14 protein-coding genes are annotated in these 22,309 nt (G+C 45.3%); 2 read left to right on the top strand and 12 right to left on the bottom strand.

Annotated features, from left to right (window positions below):
• Nucleotides 1-125 precede the first annotated feature (125 nt).
• Entirely contained in the window at nucleotides 126-1,046 is a 921-nt protein-coding gene (locus tag AC1DP6_RS20745) for a helix-turn-helix transcriptional regulator (protein WP_477056523.1), read from the top strand.
• A 3-nt stretch (nucleotides 1,047-1,049) separates the two neighbouring features.
• On the opposite strand, the gene AC1DP6_RS20740 is transcribed toward AC1DP6_RS20745, so the two are convergent.
• From AC1DP6_RS20740 to AC1DP6_RS20685, 12 genes are all read right to left on the bottom strand, one after another.
• Nucleotides 1,050-2,537, bottom strand: coding sequence for an MBOAT family O-acyltransferase (locus AC1DP6_RS20740; protein WP_477056522.1), 1,488 nt, complete (start codon nucleotides 2,535-2,537; stop codon nucleotides 1,050-1,052).
• The gene (locus AC1DP6_RS20735) at nucleotides 2,521-3,804 is read right to left on the bottom strand and encodes a GDSL-type esterase/lipase family protein (protein WP_477056521.1); all 1,284 of its coding nucleotides are present in this window, start codon (nucleotides 3,802-3,804) and stop codon (nucleotides 2,521-2,523) included. The genes AC1DP6_RS20740 and AC1DP6_RS20735 overlap by 17 nt, the downstream gene beginning before the upstream one ends.
• Nucleotides 3,776-5,056 (bottom strand): SGNH/GDSL hydrolase family protein, encoded by a 1,281-nt coding sequence (locus AC1DP6_RS20730; protein WP_477056520.1) that lies wholly within the window; start codon nucleotides 5,054-5,056, stop codon nucleotides 3,776-3,778. Before AC1DP6_RS20730 ends, AC1DP6_RS20735 begins: the two co-directional genes overlap by 29 nt.
• A 147-nt stretch (nucleotides 5,057-5,203) precedes the next feature.
• Nucleotides 5,204-5,779: a glucosaminidase domain-containing protein gene (locus AC1DP6_RS20725; protein WP_477056519.1), complete on the bottom strand. Its 576-nt coding sequence runs from the start codon at nucleotides 5,777-5,779 to the stop codon at nucleotides 5,204-5,206.
• 333 nt (nucleotides 5,780-6,112) lie between these two features.
• A complete protein-coding gene (gene aspS, locus AC1DP6_RS20720) occupies nucleotides 6,113-7,861 on the bottom strand; it encodes an aspartate--tRNA ligase (RefSeq protein ID WP_477056518.1) in 1,749 nt (582 codons plus the stop codon).
• 144 nt (nucleotides 7,862-8,005) lie between these two features.
• Complete coding sequence (locus AC1DP6_RS20715) at nucleotides 8,006-9,040, bottom strand: NAD(P)/FAD-dependent oxidoreductase (RefSeq protein WP_477056517.1); 1,035 nt, start codon at nucleotides 9,038-9,040, stop codon at nucleotides 8,006-8,008.
• Nucleotides 9,041-9,172: 132 nt separating this feature from the next.
• Nucleotides 9,173-15,226: an alpha-2-macroglobulin family protein gene (locus AC1DP6_RS20710; RefSeq protein ID WP_477056516.1), complete on the bottom strand. Its 6,054-nt coding sequence runs from the start codon at nucleotides 15,224-15,226 to the stop codon at nucleotides 9,173-9,175.
• A gap of 147 nt (nucleotides 15,227-15,373) precedes the next feature.
• Nucleotides 15,374-16,261: a succinate--CoA ligase subunit alpha gene (sucD, locus tag AC1DP6_RS20705; RefSeq protein WP_133807376.1), complete on the bottom strand. Its 888-nt coding sequence runs from the start codon at nucleotides 16,259-16,261 to the stop codon at nucleotides 15,374-15,376.
• A gap of 294 nt (nucleotides 16,262-16,555) precedes the next feature.
• Nucleotides 16,556-17,377 (bottom strand): ABC transporter ATP-binding protein, encoded by an 822-nt coding sequence (locus tag AC1DP6_RS20700; RefSeq protein ID WP_477056515.1) that lies wholly within the window; start codon nucleotides 17,375-17,377, stop codon nucleotides 16,556-16,558.
• A gap of 2 nt (nucleotides 17,378-17,379) precedes the next feature.
• On the bottom strand, nucleotides 17,380-18,123 hold the full coding sequence (locus AC1DP6_RS20695) for an MlaE family ABC transporter permease (protein ID WP_477056514.1): 744 nt from the start codon (nucleotides 18,121-18,123) through the stop codon (nucleotides 17,380-17,382).
• Between the two features lie 62 nt (nucleotides 18,124-18,185).
• The gene (locus tag AC1DP6_RS20690) at nucleotides 18,186-19,217 is read right to left on the bottom strand and encodes a hypothetical protein (RefSeq protein ID WP_477023450.1); all 1,032 of its coding nucleotides are present in this window, start codon (nucleotides 19,215-19,217) and stop codon (nucleotides 18,186-18,188) included.
• Nucleotides 19,218-19,313: 96 nt separating this feature from the next.
• On the bottom strand, nucleotides 19,314-21,629 hold the full coding sequence (locus AC1DP6_RS20685) for an NADP-dependent malic enzyme (protein ID WP_477056513.1): 2,316 nt from the start codon (nucleotides 21,627-21,629) through the stop codon (nucleotides 19,314-19,316).
• 146 nt (nucleotides 21,630-21,775) lie between these two features.
• On the opposite strand from AC1DP6_RS20685, the gene AC1DP6_RS20680 reads away from it, so the two are divergent.
• A complete protein-coding gene (locus AC1DP6_RS20680; protein ID WP_441576455.1) occupies nucleotides 21,776-22,219 on the top strand; it encodes a DUF4293 domain-containing protein in 444 nt (147 codons plus the stop codon).
• The last annotated feature ends 90 nt before the right edge of the window (nucleotides 22,220-22,309 follow it).

The following is a 22,309-nucleotide window of genomic DNA, read 5'->3' as shown; positions in this document are numbered from 1 at the left end:
ATTATTTAATACGGTTGTAAAACAACAATTGTTAACCGCTCGTTAATCCGACCCCATTCCGGCCATTGTGAACCTTCCGGGTATCAAAATGATTAGATTAGAATCAGCCTCCAAAATATGCCTTCATGAAAACATCGACAATTAACCATTGGGAGAAAAAGATACAGCTGGCCATCGCATTATCACATGATGATCCATACGGGGAAAAGGATCTCAAAACAGTGGCGTCTATGCTCGGCGAATCCCTGGATAACTTCTCACATAAGTTTGTAGAAATTTATGGGGAATCGTATATCCATTTTACTAAAAGAAGAAGACTGGAAGCCGGTGCAGGCTATCTGCGCCATAGTGATTTCGGCATCGGCCAAATCAGTGAAATGTGCGGCTATACACATTCGAGCTTCACCAAAGCATTCCGGGAATTATACAACGAAGCCCCTATCAGCTTCCGTGACCGGCTTTACCTGCCCAATGAAGAACATACGCTGGCCCGTACCAAAATAGCCACTACGCCGCATGATGATCCGCATAGCCTCATTTTTACACCCGACAGAACAGAAGACGCAAGATTGCCGGAATATGTGCTGTACTATAACATCCTGCCCCGGAATAATGATCCGGTGAGAAGTATGGTGGAGTATATGAGCATCTATCAACAGCAACTACATGCCATCAAAACATCATTGATGCTACCTGGTGCCATGGTGATTACTGGTACACTGGATGTGGTGCCCGTTACCAATTACGCTAAAATGATGATGTATGTGGGAATTATGGTGCCTGTGCTTAAAGCTTACGACATGGCACATCTGCAGATCAGAATGTCCTTCCAGGAACCATTTGGCTTGTTCACCAAATATGTTCCCGGAGGGTACTATAAAAAGTTGCCGGTTCCCATGAGCTTCGTAGCTGCCGGTTTACCGATGTATGAATTTATTAACGGCAGTTGCCGGGCCGGTTACTTCAAAATGAGTGGTAACCATTTCTTTATCTCTCTAACCGGTGCAGATAATTGCGAAATCTTTATTCCCTGGCAAAGGCGATAAGGTCTAAAACTGGAAATAGATCGGAATCATCGGCTGGGTGCTTTTTACCTGCACCAGCAACCACATAAACACCACCATAATGGCTACGCTACCTGCAACAGGTAAGCGTCCCAATACTCTTTCCATAGAGAATTCTGCTTTGGAAGGCAGGAAGTGTAATACAAAACCCATCACCATTACCCAGAACACCGCTGTATAACCGTTGTACAGTTCTACCGCAATTTCCGGCTGGAAGTCGTAGAATACCTGGTGTATCAGCGACCAGGCATCATGGAAGGTAGCTGCCTTGAAGAATACCCAGCAGAAACACACGAAATGGAAGGTGATCAGGATACCCAGTATTTTGAAGAAGGTGGCTTTCCCACCTGAAATCACTGTTTTACTCTTTTTCAGCCAGTCGATGCGCACCTTGTCTATGGCCAGTGCACCACCGTGCAGTGCCCCCCAGAAGATAAAGTTCCAGCTGGCACCATGCCAGAAGCCACCAATCAGCATGGTCAGCGCCAGGTTAATATACTGACGCACCTTGCCTTTACGGTTACCTCCGAGTGGAATGTAAATGTAATCTCTCAACCAGCTGGATAATGAAATATGCCAGCGGCGCCAGAACTCTGTGATAGAAGAACTCTGGTAAGGAGAATCGAAGTTAGGCGGGATCTTAAAGCCGGTCCAGCGGGCAATACCCAACGCCATATCGGAATAACCGGAGAAATCACAATAGATCACTAACGCATATCCATACACGCCGATTAAACATTCCAGCCCCGTATGCTTGCTAGGATCATCAAAAATGTATTGTACAAAGTTCTGGTAGATGAAATCCGATATTATTATTTTCTTGAACAGCCCAGCCATAATCAGGTACATCCCCTTACCGATATCTTCTGAACTCAGGCGGTAAGGCTGCGAGATCTGCGGGATAAAATCTGCCGCACGCACAATAGGCCCCATCATCAGTTTCGGAAAAAACGAAAGGAAGAACAGGTAGTCCATGAAATTGCTCACCGGCTTAATTTCATCGCGATACACATCTATCGTATAGCTCAGGTTCTCGAACGTATAGAAAGAAATACCGATAGGCAGAATTAAGCTTAACGGATGTATATGTCCGGATGTAAAGTCATTGACAATGCCAATGAAAAAGTTGGTGTACTTGAAATAAAACAGCAACCCGATATTCAGCAGGATACTAATGACCAGCAATGATTTCTTCTTCCTTTTATCCTGGCTCTGATGAATCCACCGGGATAAATTAAAATCTACGATCGCTGAAAGTATCACCAGTCCTACATAATAACCACAGGCTTTATAAAAGAAATAAAGCGAAAACACGGTATAAATCCACACTCTGGCTGTTTTACTTCTGCTGGCAAGCAGATAGCAAAACATGAACAAAGCAAAGAAATAAAAGAAGAAGCCACTGTTAAAGAGAACTGGATTCTTCTCATTGTACAACAGCTCTGAAAGCAGCTCATTAACGTTGATGATCATCGGAGGTAACTGGATTTTTCTTTGTTTGCTGTAAATAATGTGAGTAAGACTGTTGCAGGGCTTCGTATAATAATTGTCCCTGCACCTGGTATCCTCTCACATTAAAATGAATATGATCTGGCGCCCACGCCCCTGCAAATCTATCTTTCTGCGCTTTATTTACTGCATTAAAATTCCAGCAGGCAATACCATGCTGTCTGGCATATCCCATGATTTGCTGAGTTACCATGGAGATATATGGGTTTGGATAATACGCTGTATGGTATATCATCCTGTATTTTTTCTTGCCTATTTTCTTCCTGACACCTTTCCTTACAGCACGCATACAATCCGGTGGAGTAGTCAACAGAATATTTACGGCAGGATTTTGTTCCCGGATGAGTGTAACGGCTTTATCTATTTCATCTCTGAAGGCCAGTGGGTCCAGTCGGCCATAAGCTTCATTGGTACCCAGGGAGATGATAACAAGCTGAGGTTTCAGCACTGCCATCTGCGCTAGGAGGATATTACTGATTTCATTATAATGCTGATACATCGCACCGTTGATACCAACGCTATGATACAGCACGCCATTACGTCCGTTCTGCATAACGGCGCCGTAGAAGCGGAAAGGGCCGTTGCTGGTGCCTTCCCATCTTACCTGGAATGACTGGGAGGTTTGTAAAAAATCCAGGGTAGCCATGCTCAGGGTAGATGAACCGGGAAAAGGTGCAGGCGTTACCGTTACTGAAGCATCCGGCGCTACCACTGTATTATTCGTATTTCCGGCATCATAAAGCAATTGCACCTTGCGGAAATTATTGTCCATGCTGCCATCTGGTTTACCAGCGAAAGACAGGGTGGGCGCATCGTTCTGGGAAGTGATGGCAATACCGCCAGGTCCCAGCACATCCGATTTGTTACGGTCTACTACGCGTTCCGACGACCATCTCACGGTGCTGTTCCACCTGAAATCTTCCGGACCATTGGTACCGGCCAGACTGTAAGGGAAAATATATCCTCTGCCGGCATAACCAAACTGCTGTTGCAGCAGGCTTGCCGTTGCCAGCGGGAAATAGCCTGCCTGCACATGGGAATCTCCCAGGTGAAGGATGGATATTACATTACTATCTGCTGCAGAAAGGGAGTGAAAAACATTGTATAGCGCAGTGTCCTGCTGAATGTTGTTGACGTTTACCTGTTGTGCATAAGTTGTAATACCGGCGAGTAACAATGATAGCACTGCCACCCATCTTTTACTAAGGTTGTTGTGCCAGCCTGTATTCATTCATAATAGCTTTATAAAGCAGCGACCCTACCTTGGCTGCTCCCGTTCTGTTAAAGTGTGTATAGTCCTTGTTGGCCATCACTGTGTCTCCCTCTACCCACTTTACCATGGATCCCTCGCCACCCATCGCGGCATAGAGATTCCAATACGCGGTACCGTGACCGGCAGCCAGGTCATGCTGTACTTTCAGCAATGCTTCAACGCCTGGTGCGGTTATATATTTGTCGGCTTTTCTATAAGATTTATCTGCGGCACCTATGATCAGGAAAGAGGTTCCCGGCAGATCCTGCCGCAGGGAATCCAGGACTTTCTTCATCGGGCGCTCAAACCAGCTATAGTCGGTCAGCTCCGGGCGGAACAATATATTGGCGCCATAGTGCATCACGATGAGATCGTACGGGCGTTCCTGCTGCATGCGGCGTACCATGTCGGCCGACAGGCGACCCAGTTCAATACCACTGATACCTCTGAACGAGTAGTTATCTACATAAATACCATTGCCGTTCTCAAAGCAAAGTCCATAAAAAGGCTGTGCGGCACCAGAGTAGCGGAGCATTACAGACGGTTGTGCAGTATCCTGTTGCAGATCCAGCCTGTTTACTTCTGCATTTCCTGAAAGCGTATAGGCTTTATCGTTAATGGTAACGGTGCCTGCACTTGCAGGACCGTATAAAAGTGATACCTCCTGGAATTTATCCAGCAGGGGTTTCTTCACAGGAGAATACTTTACCCAGCTGCTACCACCCGGATAAAAGGTATGTCCGGATAAACCCAGTGTAATATTGGAGGGGGGTGAATTTTTATAGTGGTAATCTTTCCAGTCGGTAGAGAACGTGTGGGTGATCGTTGTTCTGAAAGAAGCCACTACAGAGGTTACCGGCACAAAGCCTACACCTGCGCCACCAAAGAAACGCTGCAAACTGTCGCGCAGATCGCTGGTGATCAGGTCACCCTCAATCATGGAGTCACCGAAATAAGCAATACGCACTTTGCGGCGTTTGCCTGCTTTCAGTTCTTTCAGAGCTGCCAGGAATTGCTTCATACCTACCACAGAATCACCTGGTATAGGGGAAGCATAATCCAGGATGCCGGTGTACGACATAAAATCATGGGTGCCGTCCGGATTGGGCACATGAGGGTTGCCAGCAATACTATTGCTGTCTAAACCAGAAAGCTTACTGCTGTCGTTTCCGGCAGCAGTAAGCTTTTGGTTGTCCGGGGAAGGAGGTGTTGTTCTCAGATCTGATAACATATCCACTTTCCGGAATTGAAAATCCTTATATGAAAAGCTGTAATTAAGCTGTGAAAGCCCTAACAGGCATACTAATGTTCCTAAAATAATATAGAACGGATAGGCAGACTTATTTTTGCCGGACATAGTTAATAATCAGTTAGCACATCACTGATCGCCAGCTGCCGGCATGCCTACGGTTAACCATTGTTTGGAGTCCGTTGCCACGCTATCCATGCTTGCGTCCAGCTTATACAATTTATAGCGGTTAATAATATTAGTCACTCTCCTTATCCACTCATGACCGGCAGAGGAATAACCGCTATGGTTCATTTTTTTGAGCCATACGGAAAATTCCGGGTTACCTTTCATTTGCCCAAACCATTTCTTACTTGCCAACAGCTCCACAAAATGCTCATAGGAGGCCATGTCGGTTACATACTGTTTGTACACAGAGCGATGTCCTGGCTTAATCTGAGAAATGTTATTCTTACCTACAATTCCAAAGTGGTTATGCAGCAATTTCGCATTTCTACTGGTTCCGGTGCCTGATTCCAGCATCGCTATTCCTAGAATAACACTGGCCGGGATACCGGTTTCCTGCATCAGCTCTACTGATACTGGTTTAAATTTCTTTAAATAATTGTTTGTGGATTGTTGTGCAAACCCAACATTGCTGAGCATTAGCAATAATAACACCGCACATAACCATACTGTCCTCTTAAAGAATGATGAAATTCTCATGGTAGTACTTTTTGTATCAGGTGATAGTTTTCTCTGTGTTTTCAGCATCACTTTCTTCCTCACATATCAACGATGATCACACCGCAATATTACTTTAAAAATTTAAATAATACGTCTCTTCGTCTTCTTCTTATCTATCCCGTTAATCGTTTGTTAAAAATATTGTACCCTTATATTTGTGCTAATCCCCTTTGATGCGGCAATGTGCCATACCAAAGGGGATTTTTTGCTACAAAAGCCTAGCTTCTTGCAAAGACTATGCCGTTAAACTGTTTCTTGGGCTTTCTAGCTGTTACTGATAAGTTAAACCAGGCAGCAAACGCTAGTAGCCGGTTACTTTATCAGACTGATTTTCAATTCGTTAAGTTGTTCCTGACTGATCTCAGCAGGTGCATCCAGCATCACATCGCGACCTGAGTTGTTCTTCGGGAAAGCGATAAAGTCACGGATACTTTCACTGCCACCCAGTAGCGAACACAGACGGTCAAATCCTAAGGCAATACCTCCATGTGGTGGTGCACCATACTCAAATGCACCTAACAGAAAGCCAAATTTATGTTCTGCCTCTTCTTTGCTCATTCCCAGGGCTRCAAACATTTTCTGCTGCAGGTCGCGCTGGAAAATACGAATAGAGCCACCACCTATCTCTGTACCATTTAATACTATATCGTAGGCGTTTGCCTTGATTTTACCATATTGGGAAGGATCATCCATCAGAGCTATCTGCTCTGGCTTTGGCGATGTAAACGGATGGTGACGGGCCACCCAGCGATTCTCTTCTTCGGCGTACTCAAATAACGGAAAGTCTATTACCCACAACGGTTTAAACTCGTTTTTGTTGCGGAATCCGAGGCGTTCGCCCATTTCAAGGCGGAGTTCGCTGGCAGCTTTACGAGTGCGCTCTTCCTTGCCAGCCAGCACCAGGATAAGATCTCCGGGTTGCGCCTGACATTTTTGCGCCCATAATTTTAATTGCTCCTCGTCAAAAAACTTATCCACAGAGCTCTTCAACGTGCCATCGGTGTTGTACCTCACATATACGAGGCCACTCATACCAATTTGCGGACGCTTCACCCACTCTGTCAGTTCATCCAGTTGCTTCCGGGTGTAATCCACACAGCCTTTCGCTGCAATGGCCACTACCAGTTCTGCATCATCAAACACTTTAAAGCCTTTTTCCTTTACAGTATCGTTCAGGTKAACCAGCTTCATTTCAAAGCGGATATCCGGTTTATCGTTACCATAATATTCCATGGCATCGTCGAATGTCATTCTTGGGAACGCATCCGGGAACTCGATTCCTTTTATTTCTCTGAAGATGTGCTTCAGCATATGCTCAAAGGTGGTCAGGATATCTTCCTGCTCCACAAAGCTCATCTCACAGTCGATCTGTGTAAACTCCGGCTGACGATCTGCACGCAGATCCTCATCTCTGAAGCATTTAACGATCTGGTAGTAACGGTCGTACCCACTCACCATCAGCAATTGCTTGAAAGTTTGCGGAGACTGTGGCAGACCATAGAACTGGTTAGGGTTCATACGGCTGGGTACTACGAAATCGCGGGCACCTTCCGGAGTAGAATTAATCAGGAAAGGCGTTTCTATATCCATGAAGCCAGCACTATTCAGATAGTTACGTACAACACGTCCTATGTTGTAGCGCAGTTCCAGGTTTTGTCTAACTATATTACGACGGAGATCGAGGAAACGGTATTTCATACGCAGTTCATCGCCGCCATCTGTATCATCCTGAATAGTAAACGGCGGTGTCTTGGCCGCATTGAGGATGGTAAAATCGCTCACCGTGATTTCGATATCACCGGTGGGGATGTTTTTATTTTTATTGGAACGCTCGGTTACGGTACCTTTTACCTGGATAACAAATTCACGGCCCAGGGGCTGTGCATCCAGTTTGGCATTCAGGCTTTCGCCGAATAACAATTGAGTAATACCATAACGATCTCGCAGATCAAAAAAATTGATGCTGCCAAACTTTCTTACTGTCTGTATCCATCCGGCCAAAGTTACTTCCTGGCCCACCTGTTCCATTCGTAATTCCCCGCAAGTGTGCGTCCTATACATGCGTAAATAGTTGATTTAGTTAGTTTTATGGTTGACATACGGGACAAGCTGTCATCAAATGGCGACCACTATCCAGTTGTTCACTTAGACCCATAAGGGGGGCAAAGATACGGTTTGGATCGGGCATTTTATGCCCGATGTATGTTAAAAATATCGCTGTAAGGCTATTTCCGGCATCAGTGGGGCATTGGCAACAAGCACATCCCTGAAATGAGCCGCCATAAAAGGCGCTAACGAGCATCCCTTCGTACCAAGTCCGTTAAATATCCCAATAACAGGGTAATTGGGGTGAAAACCGGCAATAGGGCGCCGGTCATTCCCGGAAGGCCTCACGGCCGACAAATGGTCTACCACCTCATAAGGCACCTTTAAAAGCTGCCCAAGCCGCTGTTCCAATACTTCCCGCTGAGTAGCCGTTGGATGGTCATCTTCATAATCCCATACAAAAGAAGACCCCGCCCAGAACACCCCATTTTCCTGAGGCACCAGGGTAATGCCCTTCTTTATAATATCAGTTGTTTCCAGACCCGGTACTTTCACCAGCAACACTTCCCCTTTATTAGGCAGAAATTTGACCGACTTAAAAAAAGAAAGTGTCGTAGTGGCAACTCCATCACAAAAGATAATCTTGCCGGCTTCTATATCTCCGTATATAACACGGGTGGAAGAAATCTCCAGGGCGGCCATATCAAAATGCGTTTCCAGCAATGCCTCCTGCCCTATTAAATACTGCCGGTAAGCGGGCAACAGCGATCGCAGGTTCACCGTGGCCCCATTCACAATGGCTGCACCAAAAGGCTGATCCAGGAAAGATTCATACTTCAGCGCCGCCGGCAATTCCGTATAGTCATTGACAGTGGTTTTGTTTAAAAATGCCTCCCGCATCTGAGCGGACGGGAACACTGTCCATAGTTGACGTTCTGTAAAAACCGGTACCTGCAGCAAAGCAGAAAGCTGCGAATAGGTATCTTTTGCAAACGGATAAATAATATCATACATCCAGGCCGGCTCAAAGCGGCGGCCAGACACCGGGTTGATAATCCCGGCAGCCACCCTGGAAGCGCTGTTGGGTTTGGCGTCATCGATAACGATTACCTTTTTCCCTGCCTGTAGTAAGAACCAGCTCAGCATAGTCCCCGCAATTCCCTGCCCTATAATAAGGTAATCTGCTTTTTTCATGGAAAACAAAGATAGAAATTACGAATTAGGAATTACGAATTACGGATTTGTACGTAGATAACATCGGATAATATCCGCGTTTACCATCTACCCACAAATCCGTAATTCGTAATTCCTAATTCGTAATTCTCCCTACTCGGTCACTTTCACATTCAATCCCGCACTGTGCGCAGAAAACTCCGGTGCATACATACACTGTGCAGTGCTGACACCATTGGAGAACTTACCCTGATGCGTAACGAACAGCGTATATTCAAAAACGTAGGTTCCTTTTGGCAAATAGCTGAAGAAGAAATCAGTAGATGCGTCTTTAGTGCTTTCATAATAGCTCAGTCCACCCTGCCATTTGCTGGCGCTGATCACATTGGTAGGCTCAAAACAAGCCGCCCGCATGTCTTTCAGGTGAATGTATTCCATGGTTCTGTCAGCACGCAATACAATTCGCACTTTCACCTTATCACCTACTTTTAGTTCATTACCATCTGTGATTTTAGTCAGTACTGGTCCTTTTTCGCTGTTCACTTCTATGAACAATTCTTTTTCCAGTACCAGCGGCGTTTTAGCGGTAGTGATTTTGTCCAGATCCTCGAAATACTGCCAGTACACAGCGCCCCAGGAAGGCTGTCCTTTGCTGTCCTGTACGGTAACGCTGATATGACCCATATCCGCCTTCACCGCTTTACCATCAATCTTTTCCTTGAAATATCCGGTGCCGGCTTCCGTAGCGGCAGGTTTCACGGTGGTAGTACCTAACTGCACGGTTACTTCCGGGTTGGCTGCCAACCAGTTGCTGCCTTGCAGCAACATAGCATAACAGGCGTCTGCTGTAGCTTTGGTGGTATTCCAGTTATTGGTTTGTTTGTTTTTCAGCAACCATGTTTTCAGGTCGGCTACTGCTTCTGCATCTTTACCTACTACCTGGAAGACTTCTATCAGCAATGCCTGCGTTTCAATAGGCGCCTGCTGCCAGCTGTAACCAGCCGTTACATCTTTCCAGTACATGCCCATTTCCTTGCTGTTCATCGCCGTTTCTTTCAGCGATTTTAATATAGCCTTAGGTGTTATTGCATCCCCCTTTCTGAAGAGCGACAGCGCGATCATACCTTGCGCATACCTGTTTTGTTTGGTCCAGTATTGCTGTTCCTGTGCAAAGAAGAAATCAAATGATTTTTTCATAGCGGCAGGCACCGGCCGGTCAAAGAAGCTACGTGCATACAGATAGTGGATCTGTTCCGAGCTGATCTGTTGCTGCTTCAGATTGGCTTTTACTTTCAACAGATCGTAATAATCTTTATCCAGTTTTTTATCCAGGTAGTCGATGGCTTTGTTGGCCATGCTAATGGCTACCGGATCTTTTATCTGTGCCAGTTGTTGCAGATGTCCAATTCCTGCAACTATATATTGCGTAATGAAGCGGTCTTCCCACATACCGGAGAACCAGGAGAAAGCGCCATTAGGTAATTGTTTGGCCGCCAGCTGATCCAGTGCTGTTTTTCTCTCTTTCTGCATACGTTGCAGATCGAATAACAGTGCAATGTTCTTTTTCTGCTGTGCTTCATTCTTAGCTTCCAGCACCCACGGTGTTTGTTGCAGCAATACGGCTTTCAGCTCTTCATTTTTTTGCAGGTTGCTCTGCAGCGCAGCGGTATCTGAAATTTTCCATTTTTCGAAGATGGTTTTCAGACCAGGCGTTGCATCTGTAATATGCGTGGCCAGTGCGTTTGCATAGTAGCGGTTAAATACCTGTTCTGCACATTCATACGGATACTCCATCAGGTAAGGCAATGCCTGTACAGCGTACCAGGCTGGATTGCTGGTGTATTCTACTGTTACTGCATGTTGTACCAATGTTTGGGAACTATCGCTATGCAACAGTTTTTCGAAAGTAAAATCATGTTTACCATCACCACGAACCGGCAGTGGCAGGGCTTCTGTTACCAGCATCCGGTTGGTTAATACCGGCAGTGCATTTTCTTCTCCATCACTAAAGTTGGCTGCCTGTGCTGTAACCCGGTAAATCAGCGCGCTCTGGAAACCATGCGGTATCTGTATCGGGAAACTTACTACGGTGCTCTGTCCTGCTTTGGCAGTGAAATGCTGTAGTGGGAAAATATTCTGGAACCATCCGTCAACCGGCTGCATGGTAGTTGCATCCAGCAATTCCAGGTGGGCCTGTCCTATCAGTAAGGTATCGGAGAGGTTGCTCACTTTGGCGGTGAACTCCATTTTATCACCTTCACGTACAAAACGTGGTGTGTTAGGTTGTACCATCAGCACTTTCTGCGTAACGATACTGGCGCTGGTCATGCCGAAGGACAGATCTTTTGTATGGGCCAATGCCTGGAAGTTCCATTTGGTTAAGGCTTCCGGCATGGTGAATTCAAAAGTGATGTTACCATCTTTATCTGTGCGGAGATCCGGGAAGAAGAAGGCTGTTTCCTGGAAGTTTTTGCGGATAGATGGAGCGGGAGCCTCATTGCCGGCAGATTTGTCTGCGTCGGCTTTATCCTTAGCCTTTCCATAGCCTACTGTGACTACAGATTCTGCCAGAGCGGCTGGTGGGGGCGCGGGAGCCGCATCCTGTAGCGCAGCCTCATTTTGTATTCCTCCTACTCTACCCCTTACGGCACCAGCGACACTTTTTTTGCTAAGCATAGCCGCCATCGGAGCACGCTCATACATCCTGTCTCCCCCACCTTCTTCCATCACCCAATCAAACAAATTCAACGCATCATACGTTTTGCCATCACTGGCATAACCCGGCGTTTCATGTTCATACTGAAGCGAGGACACTTCCATTTTGAAGCTTTCATGACCATTAAACTGGGTAATGCCATTTGCATTGGGATAGATATATGGAATGCTCCAGTTATGCTTCACGAAAGCATCTAAAGAAGCATCGTACATAGATGCCAGCATTTCTGCTGCTACTTTTTCGTTTTTGTAACCGGAAATCTGAGCCGTCCATTTTTCCTTTTCGCCGGGCAATAGTTTATCACGATGTGTACCAAGTTTTACCTGCAGCTCCTTGTTATCCCAGGGAACGGAAACATCCATTTGTCCATTAAATACACGGTTATCTTTTACAAACACATAGGCTACCTGTATACCTCCTCTGCTGTTTTCTGTCACCGGGTATTCCAGTTTTTTAATATCAGAAAGCTCCAGGCTGGTACGTTCTTCTTTGCTGATAGCTGTCACTTTGGATTGAATGATATGGAGGTCTTTGGCAGATGTACCTAATAAGATCTCTGCTGTTTTTCCGGGCTCCACTGCAGCTTCTGATTGATAAGACCACAGATAGGCGGGCGCAGACAGGCTTTTAGCTTTTACATCAATCAACTCGAAAGTTGCTTTCTGTATCACCGGTTCGTTGTTCTTGTCTTTCGTGCTTACTTCCAGTTCATAAAAACCAGGTGTTAATTTGGATGTATTGAAAGCAATCTTTCCATCCGGGCTGCTGGCAACGGTTTCGTTCACAACGGCCGCCTGGCGGGGCCATGTTTTATCATCGGCTTCGTCTTTATATATATCTACCGGAAATGCCTGTACGTAACTGGCTTCATCCATTACAAACTGGTCAGGTGCTTCCCAGTAACGTGGGCGCAACAGGCGTTTGTTAGGTTGCAGCGGCTTCAGTTGCAGTGAGAAAGTAGCTGGTTCATAAGCACCATTCAGGTTTTTGGAGAAGATCCTGATGTCCTGTAAGTCCTTTTGCTCCATGCGATCAGGTGCATTCACCGCAATTTCCATAGACTGGTAACCCACGCTTACGGATTGGTCACCACTGCGCGTTTCACCATTCAGATCAGTTACATCAGCATGTACCACGTAGGTAAAAACTGGCTTGTTGGCTGGATCTACCGTCTTATCTGTGATAGCAGGGAATTTCACCGTAAAGGCGCCATTGGCATCTGTAGTGGTTTCTCCGTGTACAATTTCACGGGAAGAACCGTATGGGATGGATATCTTATAAAATAACCAGGGATAAGGATACCGCACCCGGCGTTCCACCCTGTATTTTACTTTGGCACCATCTATATTGTTACCGGCGTAGGCCAATGCTTTGGCAGTAGCGGTAACGGTATCGCCTAAACGATAGCTGCTTTTTACGGTATCAAATGCTACATAAAACTTAGGTCGTTTATATTCTTCTACTTTGAAGGCAAGAAATGCATCTGCTTTATCATCTCTCAGGCTAAAACTGCCATTCATACGGCCTTCCGGTAATACAAATTTTCCGGAATAAGCACCGTATTCATTGGTGGTGACTTTGATAGAGTCTACCTTATCTCCATTCACATCATACAAAAACACGGTAGTCTGATAGTTGGCCAGGATATCGCTCTGTGTTTCTTTGGAACGCTTCTTTAGTACAATTCCTTTGAAGTAAAGGATTTGACCCGGGCGATAAATACTTCTGTCGGCGAAAAGGAAGGTTTGAGGGGAAGGCGCCGGAGTATTCTCTCCCTGCGTATAGAAGTACTTATAATCATCTTCATATAGTTCATCCGCACCATTCTTCCAGTGCAGACGTAAGCGGCCACCCTCTTTAGTGGGAGCCAGCTTTACGCTGCCATCTTTCCCGGCCACCAGCGATTGTTGCAGTATCCAGGTGTCGTAGTCTCCGCCATTTCTCAGCTTTTTCACATCAACACTTATTCCACTCAGTGGCTTGCCGCTAGTACGGTCCAAGGCATAGTAGGTGTCATTATTTTCTACGTAGCCGATACCAGATACCCAGGTCAGGTGTATGGCAATAGGATTATCTTTTACGACAAACTTAGGGTCCACGCTGGACAACAGCATATAATGTCCTGCCGGCAGGGCATCTATCTTTATTTCTGCTTTATGAGTGATGTAATCCTTAGGGTCTGGCAATGCCTGTTCCCATGCCTTTACCACAGGGCGGCCAAGGATCATTTTCAGGTAAGCATTTTCTTTAGTGCTATAGTTATTTTGCGCCTTTTGTAATGATTGCAAAAATGCCTCATCTACCTTCACGAGGCGCAGGTATATTTTATTAATATTCTGGTATCTCACGAGGGCGCGGAACGGGAGTGCCGGTACGTTTACGGCCTCTGTTACCAGTTCTATGGATATTGCCATGATCTGGTCCCGTATCATAGCACAAGCGATACCACCATCGGATTTCGGAGCCAGCTCTATGGCTTTATCGCAGATGGCTTTTGCCTTTCTCATGGCTTCGCCTTTTCCTTCTTTTTCCGATTGTCCCTGTTGCAGGTAATAAGCTGCCTGTAACTGCAATACATTGGTTACTTCGGGCTGGCCGGTGTAGGTCAGCAACATCTGGTCCAGCGCCTGCAGGTAAAGCGTTTCTTTATTTTCCATTACCGCCACCTGGTTCATGTAGGAGATTCTTTCTACATCAACGTCCATTAGTGCGGCTTTATCACCGGCATGTAAGTGGATCAGTTCCTGCAAAATCAGCAGGGCATGGTATTGCAGGGAAGTGCTATCCGTAGTGGTAAAATGATGTGCAGCAAAAGTTGTTGCAGGAGCAAAAGCAGCGGGATCTGTCAGCTCAAATTGATTACCCGGTTTGGTCACCCCGGATTCGTCGTACTTGAAATAATCCAGTGCGCGATGCGCGAGCAAATCGTATAAAGTTCCCCGCAGTGCGCGTGTATTTCCCTTATGAAGAATGGGATCAAACGCGGAGAGGTCAGTCTTTTCCAGCAGCGCTTTATCCGACAGGGAAGCCTGGTAGGTGGCTGTAATTTGCTGATGCAGCTTATCGGCACCCCAGGTGGTGATGTCCGTTCCTTCATCATTGGCGATGGTGGTACGGTTATAAAACCGATAGCGGTTATGCCTAAAATACTGGAGCAACATATCCCCTTTGATACTTTGCAGTATGGCCTTTTGGGCACCGGTGGCGGCAGCAATCTGCTGGTCCATTTTCTGCATGTTCTGCAGGGTGCTGCTGTCGTTGATCTGGGCGTTGTACTTCAGCTGAAAGATCAGGGCCTTGATTTGTTGCACGGTTACCTTGTCTTTCACTGCGTGTGCGTAGATGTCATTCGCCACTTCCAGTGCGGATTTAGGCAATCCTTTTTCTTCCAGCGCTGCTATCTTCTTCCACGAGTTATCATAATTAAACTGGGCCATCATCTTGTTGCTACTAAAGATTAAAACAATGAATATTCCGATGAATAAACGCATATAGGATCGTTATTTACAGTAAGTTACTTCTTTTAGAGAGGATGCAGGAACCTCTATGGTTTCCATAAATGGGGACAAAAAAGGGTGAAAAGTGATGGAATGACTCCCGCTCACTTTTCACCCGTTATATTTTTTACCGGCAGATAATTATGCCAGTACTGCTTTCTTGCTCAGTACTTCTGCCATTGTTTTACCAATGTTAGCAGGGCTTTCTACTACGGTTACACCGCATTCAGCCATGATCTTCATTTTTGCAGCAGCAGTATCTTCTGCACCACCAATGATCGCACCTGCGTGACCCATACGACGTCCCGGAGGAGCTGTCTGGCCAGCGATGAAACCTACAACTGGTTTAGTACCATGTTCTTTGATCCACTGGGCCGCTTCTGCTTCCATGCTACCACCAATTTCACCGATCATGATGATACCTTCTGTTTCAGGATCATTCATCAGCAGTTCTACCGCATCTTTGGTAGGTGTACCGATGATTGGATCTCCACCAATACCGATCGCTGTAGAAACGCCTAAACCAGCTTTAACTACCTGGTCAGCAGCTTCGTAAGTTAAAGTACCTGATTTAGAAACGATACCGATTTTACCTTTTTTGAAGATGAAGCCAGGCATGATACCTACTTTAGCTTCGTCTGCAGTAATAACACCAGGGCAGTTTGGTCCGATCAGGCGGGTAGTGGTCCCTTGCAGGAAGTTTTTCGCTTTGATCATATCCTGCACAGGAATACCTTCTGTGATACATACCACCAGCGCAATTCCTGCTTCGGTAGCTTCCATGATTGCATCAGCTGCAAAAGCCGGAGGTACAAAAATGATAGAAACATTTGCACCGGTTGCTTTTACTGCATCGGCCACCGTATTGAATACCGGGCGTTCCAGATGCGTGCTGCCACCTTTACCCGGTGTAACACCACCCACTACCTGGGTACCATATTCAATCATCTGAGTAGCATGGAATGTACCTTCAGTACCGGTAAATCCCTGAACAATCACTTTACTATCCTTATTAACTAAAACACTCATCGCGCTTGTTTTATTGGTTTAATGTTATATGTCTGATTCTTCTGGACGGCAAAAATAAGCCGATTTCTATAATTCTGCAATTTAGCACCTTTAAGATAAAGCTACCAATTGGTTTAGAAAATAATTGGCCACTCCGGGATATCTTAACCTGAATTTAGCAGGCGCCATATTCATATTAAAATAAATTACACACTATTTACACCTGAACTACATCAAAAAAAGATTCCCGGGAGTTCGACTTTAGTCTGCAACTACCGGGAATAATAATGTATTAAAAGAAAAAATATCTTTCGTTTAAGCTTTCTCTCCCCCCTRCTCTTTCTTCAGCTGATCCCGCCATTTACCATCTTTAAACATTTCCAGCTGCCGCATTTCCTTGGCTTCCCGCAGGAACTCAGACGCAAAAATAAAGTCGTTTAATTGCTGATCCTTGCTGAATACGATGTCTTTATTACTACCCTCCCATTGCTTCTGGCCCTGGTACATATATACAATATGGTCACCGCTTTCCATTACGGTATTCATATCGTGGGTATTGATAACGGTAGTGATATTGTATTCTTTGGTCAGCTCTGTGATAAGCTTATCTATGAGCAACGAGGTTTGTGGATCCAGACCGGAATTAGGTTCATCGCAGAAAAGATACTTTGGATTGAGTACGATGGCGCGGGCAATACCTACTCTCTTCTTCATACCACCGCTGATTTCAGCAGGAAATTTCTTGGCTGCTTCTTTCAGTTGTACCCTTTCCAGGCACTCTTCCACACGGGCTTTCTTTTCTTTGATACTGCCGGTACCGAACATTTCCAGGGGAAACATCACATTTTGTTCTACGGTCATACTGTCGAACAGGGCAGAACCCTGGAACAGCATACCTATTTCCTGGCGTACTACTTTCTTTTCCTTTTCGTCCATGGCGGTAAAGTCCTGATTGTCATACAGTACTTTTCCCTGATCCACGCCCATTAGCCCCACGATGCATTTCATCATCACGGTTTTTCCACTACCGCTGGAACCGATGATCAGGTTAACCTTACCGGGCTCCATGATTGTTGATACGCCCTTTAGTATTTCCTTTTCGCCAAAGCTCTTTCTTATGTCTTGCAGTTCAATCATGATTACAGTAATATAGCCGTTAACGCATAGTCCATAAATAATATCAGCACACAGCTCACCACAACGGAGGTGGTACTGGCCTTACCTATTTCCAGTGCTCCACCGGAAACATTGTAGCCATAATAGGCCGATACGCTGGCGATAATAAATCCGAACGTATAGGATTTGGCCATCGCAAAAAATACGTTGTAAGCCTTAAACTCCTGCCGGAGCCCTTGCATAAACTGTTCACCGGAAAGAACTCCAGACAGTTCACCTGCAGCCTTTCCACCATAAATACCGAGGAAACCAGCAATGGCTACCAATACAGGTATCATCAATACGGCAGCCATAATTTTGGGGGCAATCAGGTATCCTTTGGTATTGATCCCCATAATTTCCAGGGCATCAATCTGTTCGGATATCCGCATATTACCCAGCTCAGAAGCTATTTTAGAACCCACCACACCGGCCAGTACAATACAGGTCAGTGTAGGCGCAAATTCCAGGATAATGGTATCACGTACCACCTGTGCGATGGTACTTCTGGGGATGATAGGACTTACCAGCTGATAAGCTGTTTGCAAAGTAGTTACACCTCCCATAAACAGGGAAATAATAAATACTATCCCAAACGACCCTACGCCGATATCCACACATTGCTGCATAAATTGCTTCCAGTACATCTTCATGTTTTCCGGACGGGAAAACATGCCTTTAAGCATGAGCAGGAAATTTCCGAAATGATAGAAGAATTTGAACTCCATAACTGACCAAAGATAGGAAGGATTTTTTCAATCAGATCCTAATTTAAGATTTAATACAGCCGTTAACGTAAACTACTCACCAACAAACGTTTTAAACTGCGCTCAATAATTTCCCCCATAGTTTTGCAACGGGAAAAAACTGCATCATGATAATATTCCGCCAGTTCGTTGCCCAACTGCTGTATTTTTTCAGGGAACGAAACCCGGTCCGTCATAATCACATCCCGGAGGTCTTTGATACGGTGCCGCTGCACTTTTATACGGCGCGCAATAACGGCCCGCTCCTCCTGCTGATACTGTTTCACTACCTCTGCATTGAGATGCTTAATGGCTAAATCCACAAATATCTTGTTCTCCTTAAAATACTGCGGCATATATAAAGTACGTCTGCCTTCATAAAACTGCTGATCAAAATCGATGGCACGGATACGGAATTGCACATCATCAAAATCAGGGGTAATATCAAAAATGAAATTATAGGAACGCATATCTCCCAACAACCGCACAAAGCAGCGCTCATTAAATTTCACGAACTCTTTGGCGATACGTTTGGGGTTAAATTCCGGCCGGTTCAGGTAGTGCAGAATGAATTGATCTCCCGGCACTCCGGCAATATGTTCTTCTACCAGGGTATTACCATCTATCAGGAAGTTCATCCAGTAGGGAGATAAAATATGCTCCAGTTCCAATCCATAAATACGGGACGCATCGGCTATCTTAATATAAAAATAGTCGTATACTTCGTTGTAATTATTGACGATTTTGATGCGGAACGGATGAGAATTTCCAAAGGTGCAATAGTCGATACGCTCAATATGCAGATGCTCTTCTGCCGCCTGGTCCCCACCTGCTTTCAGGATAGAGTACACCCGCTTCAGGCCCGCATGAATAGGCCCTACCATGCTCTGAGGATAAAACACCGTTTCCCACAAAGTATCTTTCCCCTCTTTATCATACACGGATATCGACTGATCATAATAGCGCAGTTCCTCGTAAGATAAAGGCAGCTTCACTTCCCGCTCATACATTTTGAGGTAGTTGCGGAAAGCAGAGTTAATCGGAAAGAATATTTTCTTACGGGAAATGGTTTGCATAGGATAAATATAGGAAAAAGCGGATTTAAAAAATGAGCGAAGGCAAACATAGATCCTATGTTCATCTTCGCTCATGCTATAAATACTTACATAAGACTATTTCTTTTTCTTCTTCTTTCCTTTCTCTTCTTCCGCTTGTCTGCAGCATTTTTCCTGTGCATCCACTACGGCGATGTTCACCATGTTAACGATTTGTCTTACGGTACTACCCAACTGCAGGATATGTACCGGCTTTTTCATTCCTAACAGAATGGGACCAATCGCATCAAATCCGGCTACTTCCTGTAAAAGGTTATAGGCAATATTACCTGCCGCCAGGTTAGGGAAGATGAGGGTATTCACTTCTTCTTCCAGTAATTCTGTAAACGGATAATTGTCTTTCAGAATCTCTTTGTTAAAGGCCATAGCAGCCTGTATTTCACCATCTACAATCAGGGATGGATCACGTTGTTTCACAATTTCACGGGCTTTGCTCATGGTTTGTGCTTCCGGTGTCTGGCTGCTGCCAAAGTTGGAATATGACAGCATGGCAATGCGTGGTGTAATATTAAAATGCTTCACTTCTTTCGCTACCATCATGGTAATATCTGCCAGTTCTTCTGCAGTAGGATTGAAGTTAACCGTAGTATCGGCGAGGAATAAAGGTCCGCGTTTGGTTTCGATGATATACATACCGGCTACACGTTTCGCGCCTTCTTCCATACCAATTACCTGCAGTGCAGGACGAATGGTATCAGGGTATTTACGGGTAAGACCAGAAATCAGCGCATCAGCTTCACCTGTTTCCACCATCATACAACCGAAGTAGTTACGTTCCCGCATAATCTTACGGGCTTCGTACAGGTTCAGACCTTTACGCTGGCGTTTTTCGAAGAACAGGTCACCAAAGCGATGACGCATTTCCTTCATTTCTTCACTCTTCGGATCGATGATCACTACGTCGTCAATTTCGATAGCGTTTTCCAGCATAAGTTCACGGATACGCGCTTCGTTACCTAACAGGATAGGATGCGCAATCCCTTCATCGTTCACTACCTGTGCCGCCTTCAATACTTTCAGGTTATCTGCTTCCGCAAATACCACCTTCCTTGGATCGCGGCGTGCTTTGGTACCGATCACTCTGAATAACTGGTTGTCCAGTCCCAAACGGTGATTCAGCTCATTCCGGTAAGCTTCCCAATCCGTAATAGGACGGTGTGCCACACCACTATCCATGGCAGCTTTTGCTACAGCAGGCGCCACAGTGCTCAGCAAGCGTGGATCCAGTGGTTTTGGAATGATATATTTAGGTCCGAAGAAAATATTTCGTTCGTTATAGGCCAGGTTCACGATATCGGGCACAGGAGACTTCGCCATTTCAGCCAAAGCTCTTACTGCCGCGAGTTTCATTTCCTCGTTGATTTGTGTGGCTCTAACGTCCAGGGCACCACGGAAAATGTAAGGGAAGCCCAGTACGTTATTTACCTGGTTAGGATAGTCGGAACGACCGGTAGCCATGATGATATCCGGACGGGCAGCAATCGCTGTTTCGTAAGCAATTTCAGGATCCGGATTTGCCATAGCAAATACAATCGGATTCTTACCCATGCTCTTAATCATTTCCGCCGTCACCACGTTACCCACAGAAAGGCCCAGGAACACATCCGCGCCTTTCAAAGCTTCTGCCAGCGTTGTTATTTTTGTATTGGTAACAAACTGTTTATGTCTGTCAGAAAGACCTTCCCGATCTTTATTCAAAACGCCGTCTTTATCAAACATGATAAAGTTTTCCGGCCTGGCACCCAGTGCCACATATAATTTTACGCAGGCCATGGCAGCAGCTCCTGCGCCATTCACTACGATCTTTACTTTTTCTATTTTCTTCTTTACCAGTTCCAGTGCATTCAACAGGGCGGCAGAAGAAATGATGGCCGTACCATGCTGATCATCATGCATGATCGGAATTTTCAGCTCTTTGCGGAGTCTTTCTTCAATTTCAAAACACTCCGGGCTTTTGATATCTTCCAGGTTAATACCACCAAATGTAGGCTCCAGGGCCTTTACAGCGGCAACGAAAGTATCCGGATCTTTTGCATCCAGTTCTATATCGAATACATCTATATCCGCGAATATTTTAAATAATACCGCTTTTCCTTCCATAACCGGTTTGCCGGCTTCCGGACCTATATCTCCTAAACCCAGCACTGCAGTACCATTGCTGATAACGCCCACGAGGTTACCCTTTGCGGTATATTTATAAACGTTTTCTACATCATTAAAAATTTCTTTGCAGGGCTCCGCCACTCCGGGAGAATAAGCGAGTGAAAGATCCCATTGCGATTTTGTGTTCTTTGTAGGTATGACTTCAATTTTACCCGGCCTGCCCTTTGCATGATAGTCTAACGCATCCTGCTTATTCAGTTTCTTTGCCATATAAATATAAAGATTGTTATTGGGCGTGCAATATACGAAGTATTGCATTAAGCACATCCACCCAAATAGTGGGATATGTCCTCATAATTAAGCATTCTAACCATTAAAATTACTTACTTTTACAGCGTTAAACATTCATAAATATCATGATACAACGCATCCAGAGTCTCTATCTGCTATTGGCTGCCGCCGCAGGCGCTGCTGCTCTGTCTTTCGATCTGTGGAAAGCCACGCTTACCAATAGCACTAACCCTGTTTATGTAAACGCCTCCAGCAACTATCTCCTGTTTGTACTGTATATCATTATTATACTACTGTCGCTGGCCACTATTTTCCTTTTTAAGAAACGTAAACTCCAGTTTCGCCTGACAATTTTTAACATTCTTTTTGGTTTTGCCGCCCTCGCTTACCAATATTATGTGGTGCAGCAAACAGCCAATAAATTAAGTTCCGGTGGCGTAAGCATTGTTTCGGCATCCTATCTTCCCGCGTCCTTCCTTCCTATCGTAGTGATCATTTTTTTATTCCTGGCTGTAAGAGGAATTTATAAAGATGAAAAACTGATCAAATCATTGGACAGGCTTAGATAAGCACCGATTTTCATAGGTGTAGACTTAAGGGTAATTACGGGTCATCGGCTATCCGCCGCGGCAGTCCTGGATTTCGGGACTACGCTTAAC

The organism is Chitinophaga sp. 01L420, assembly GCF_056399985.1.
This window is presented reverse-complemented; position numbering and strand designations above follow the sequence as displayed.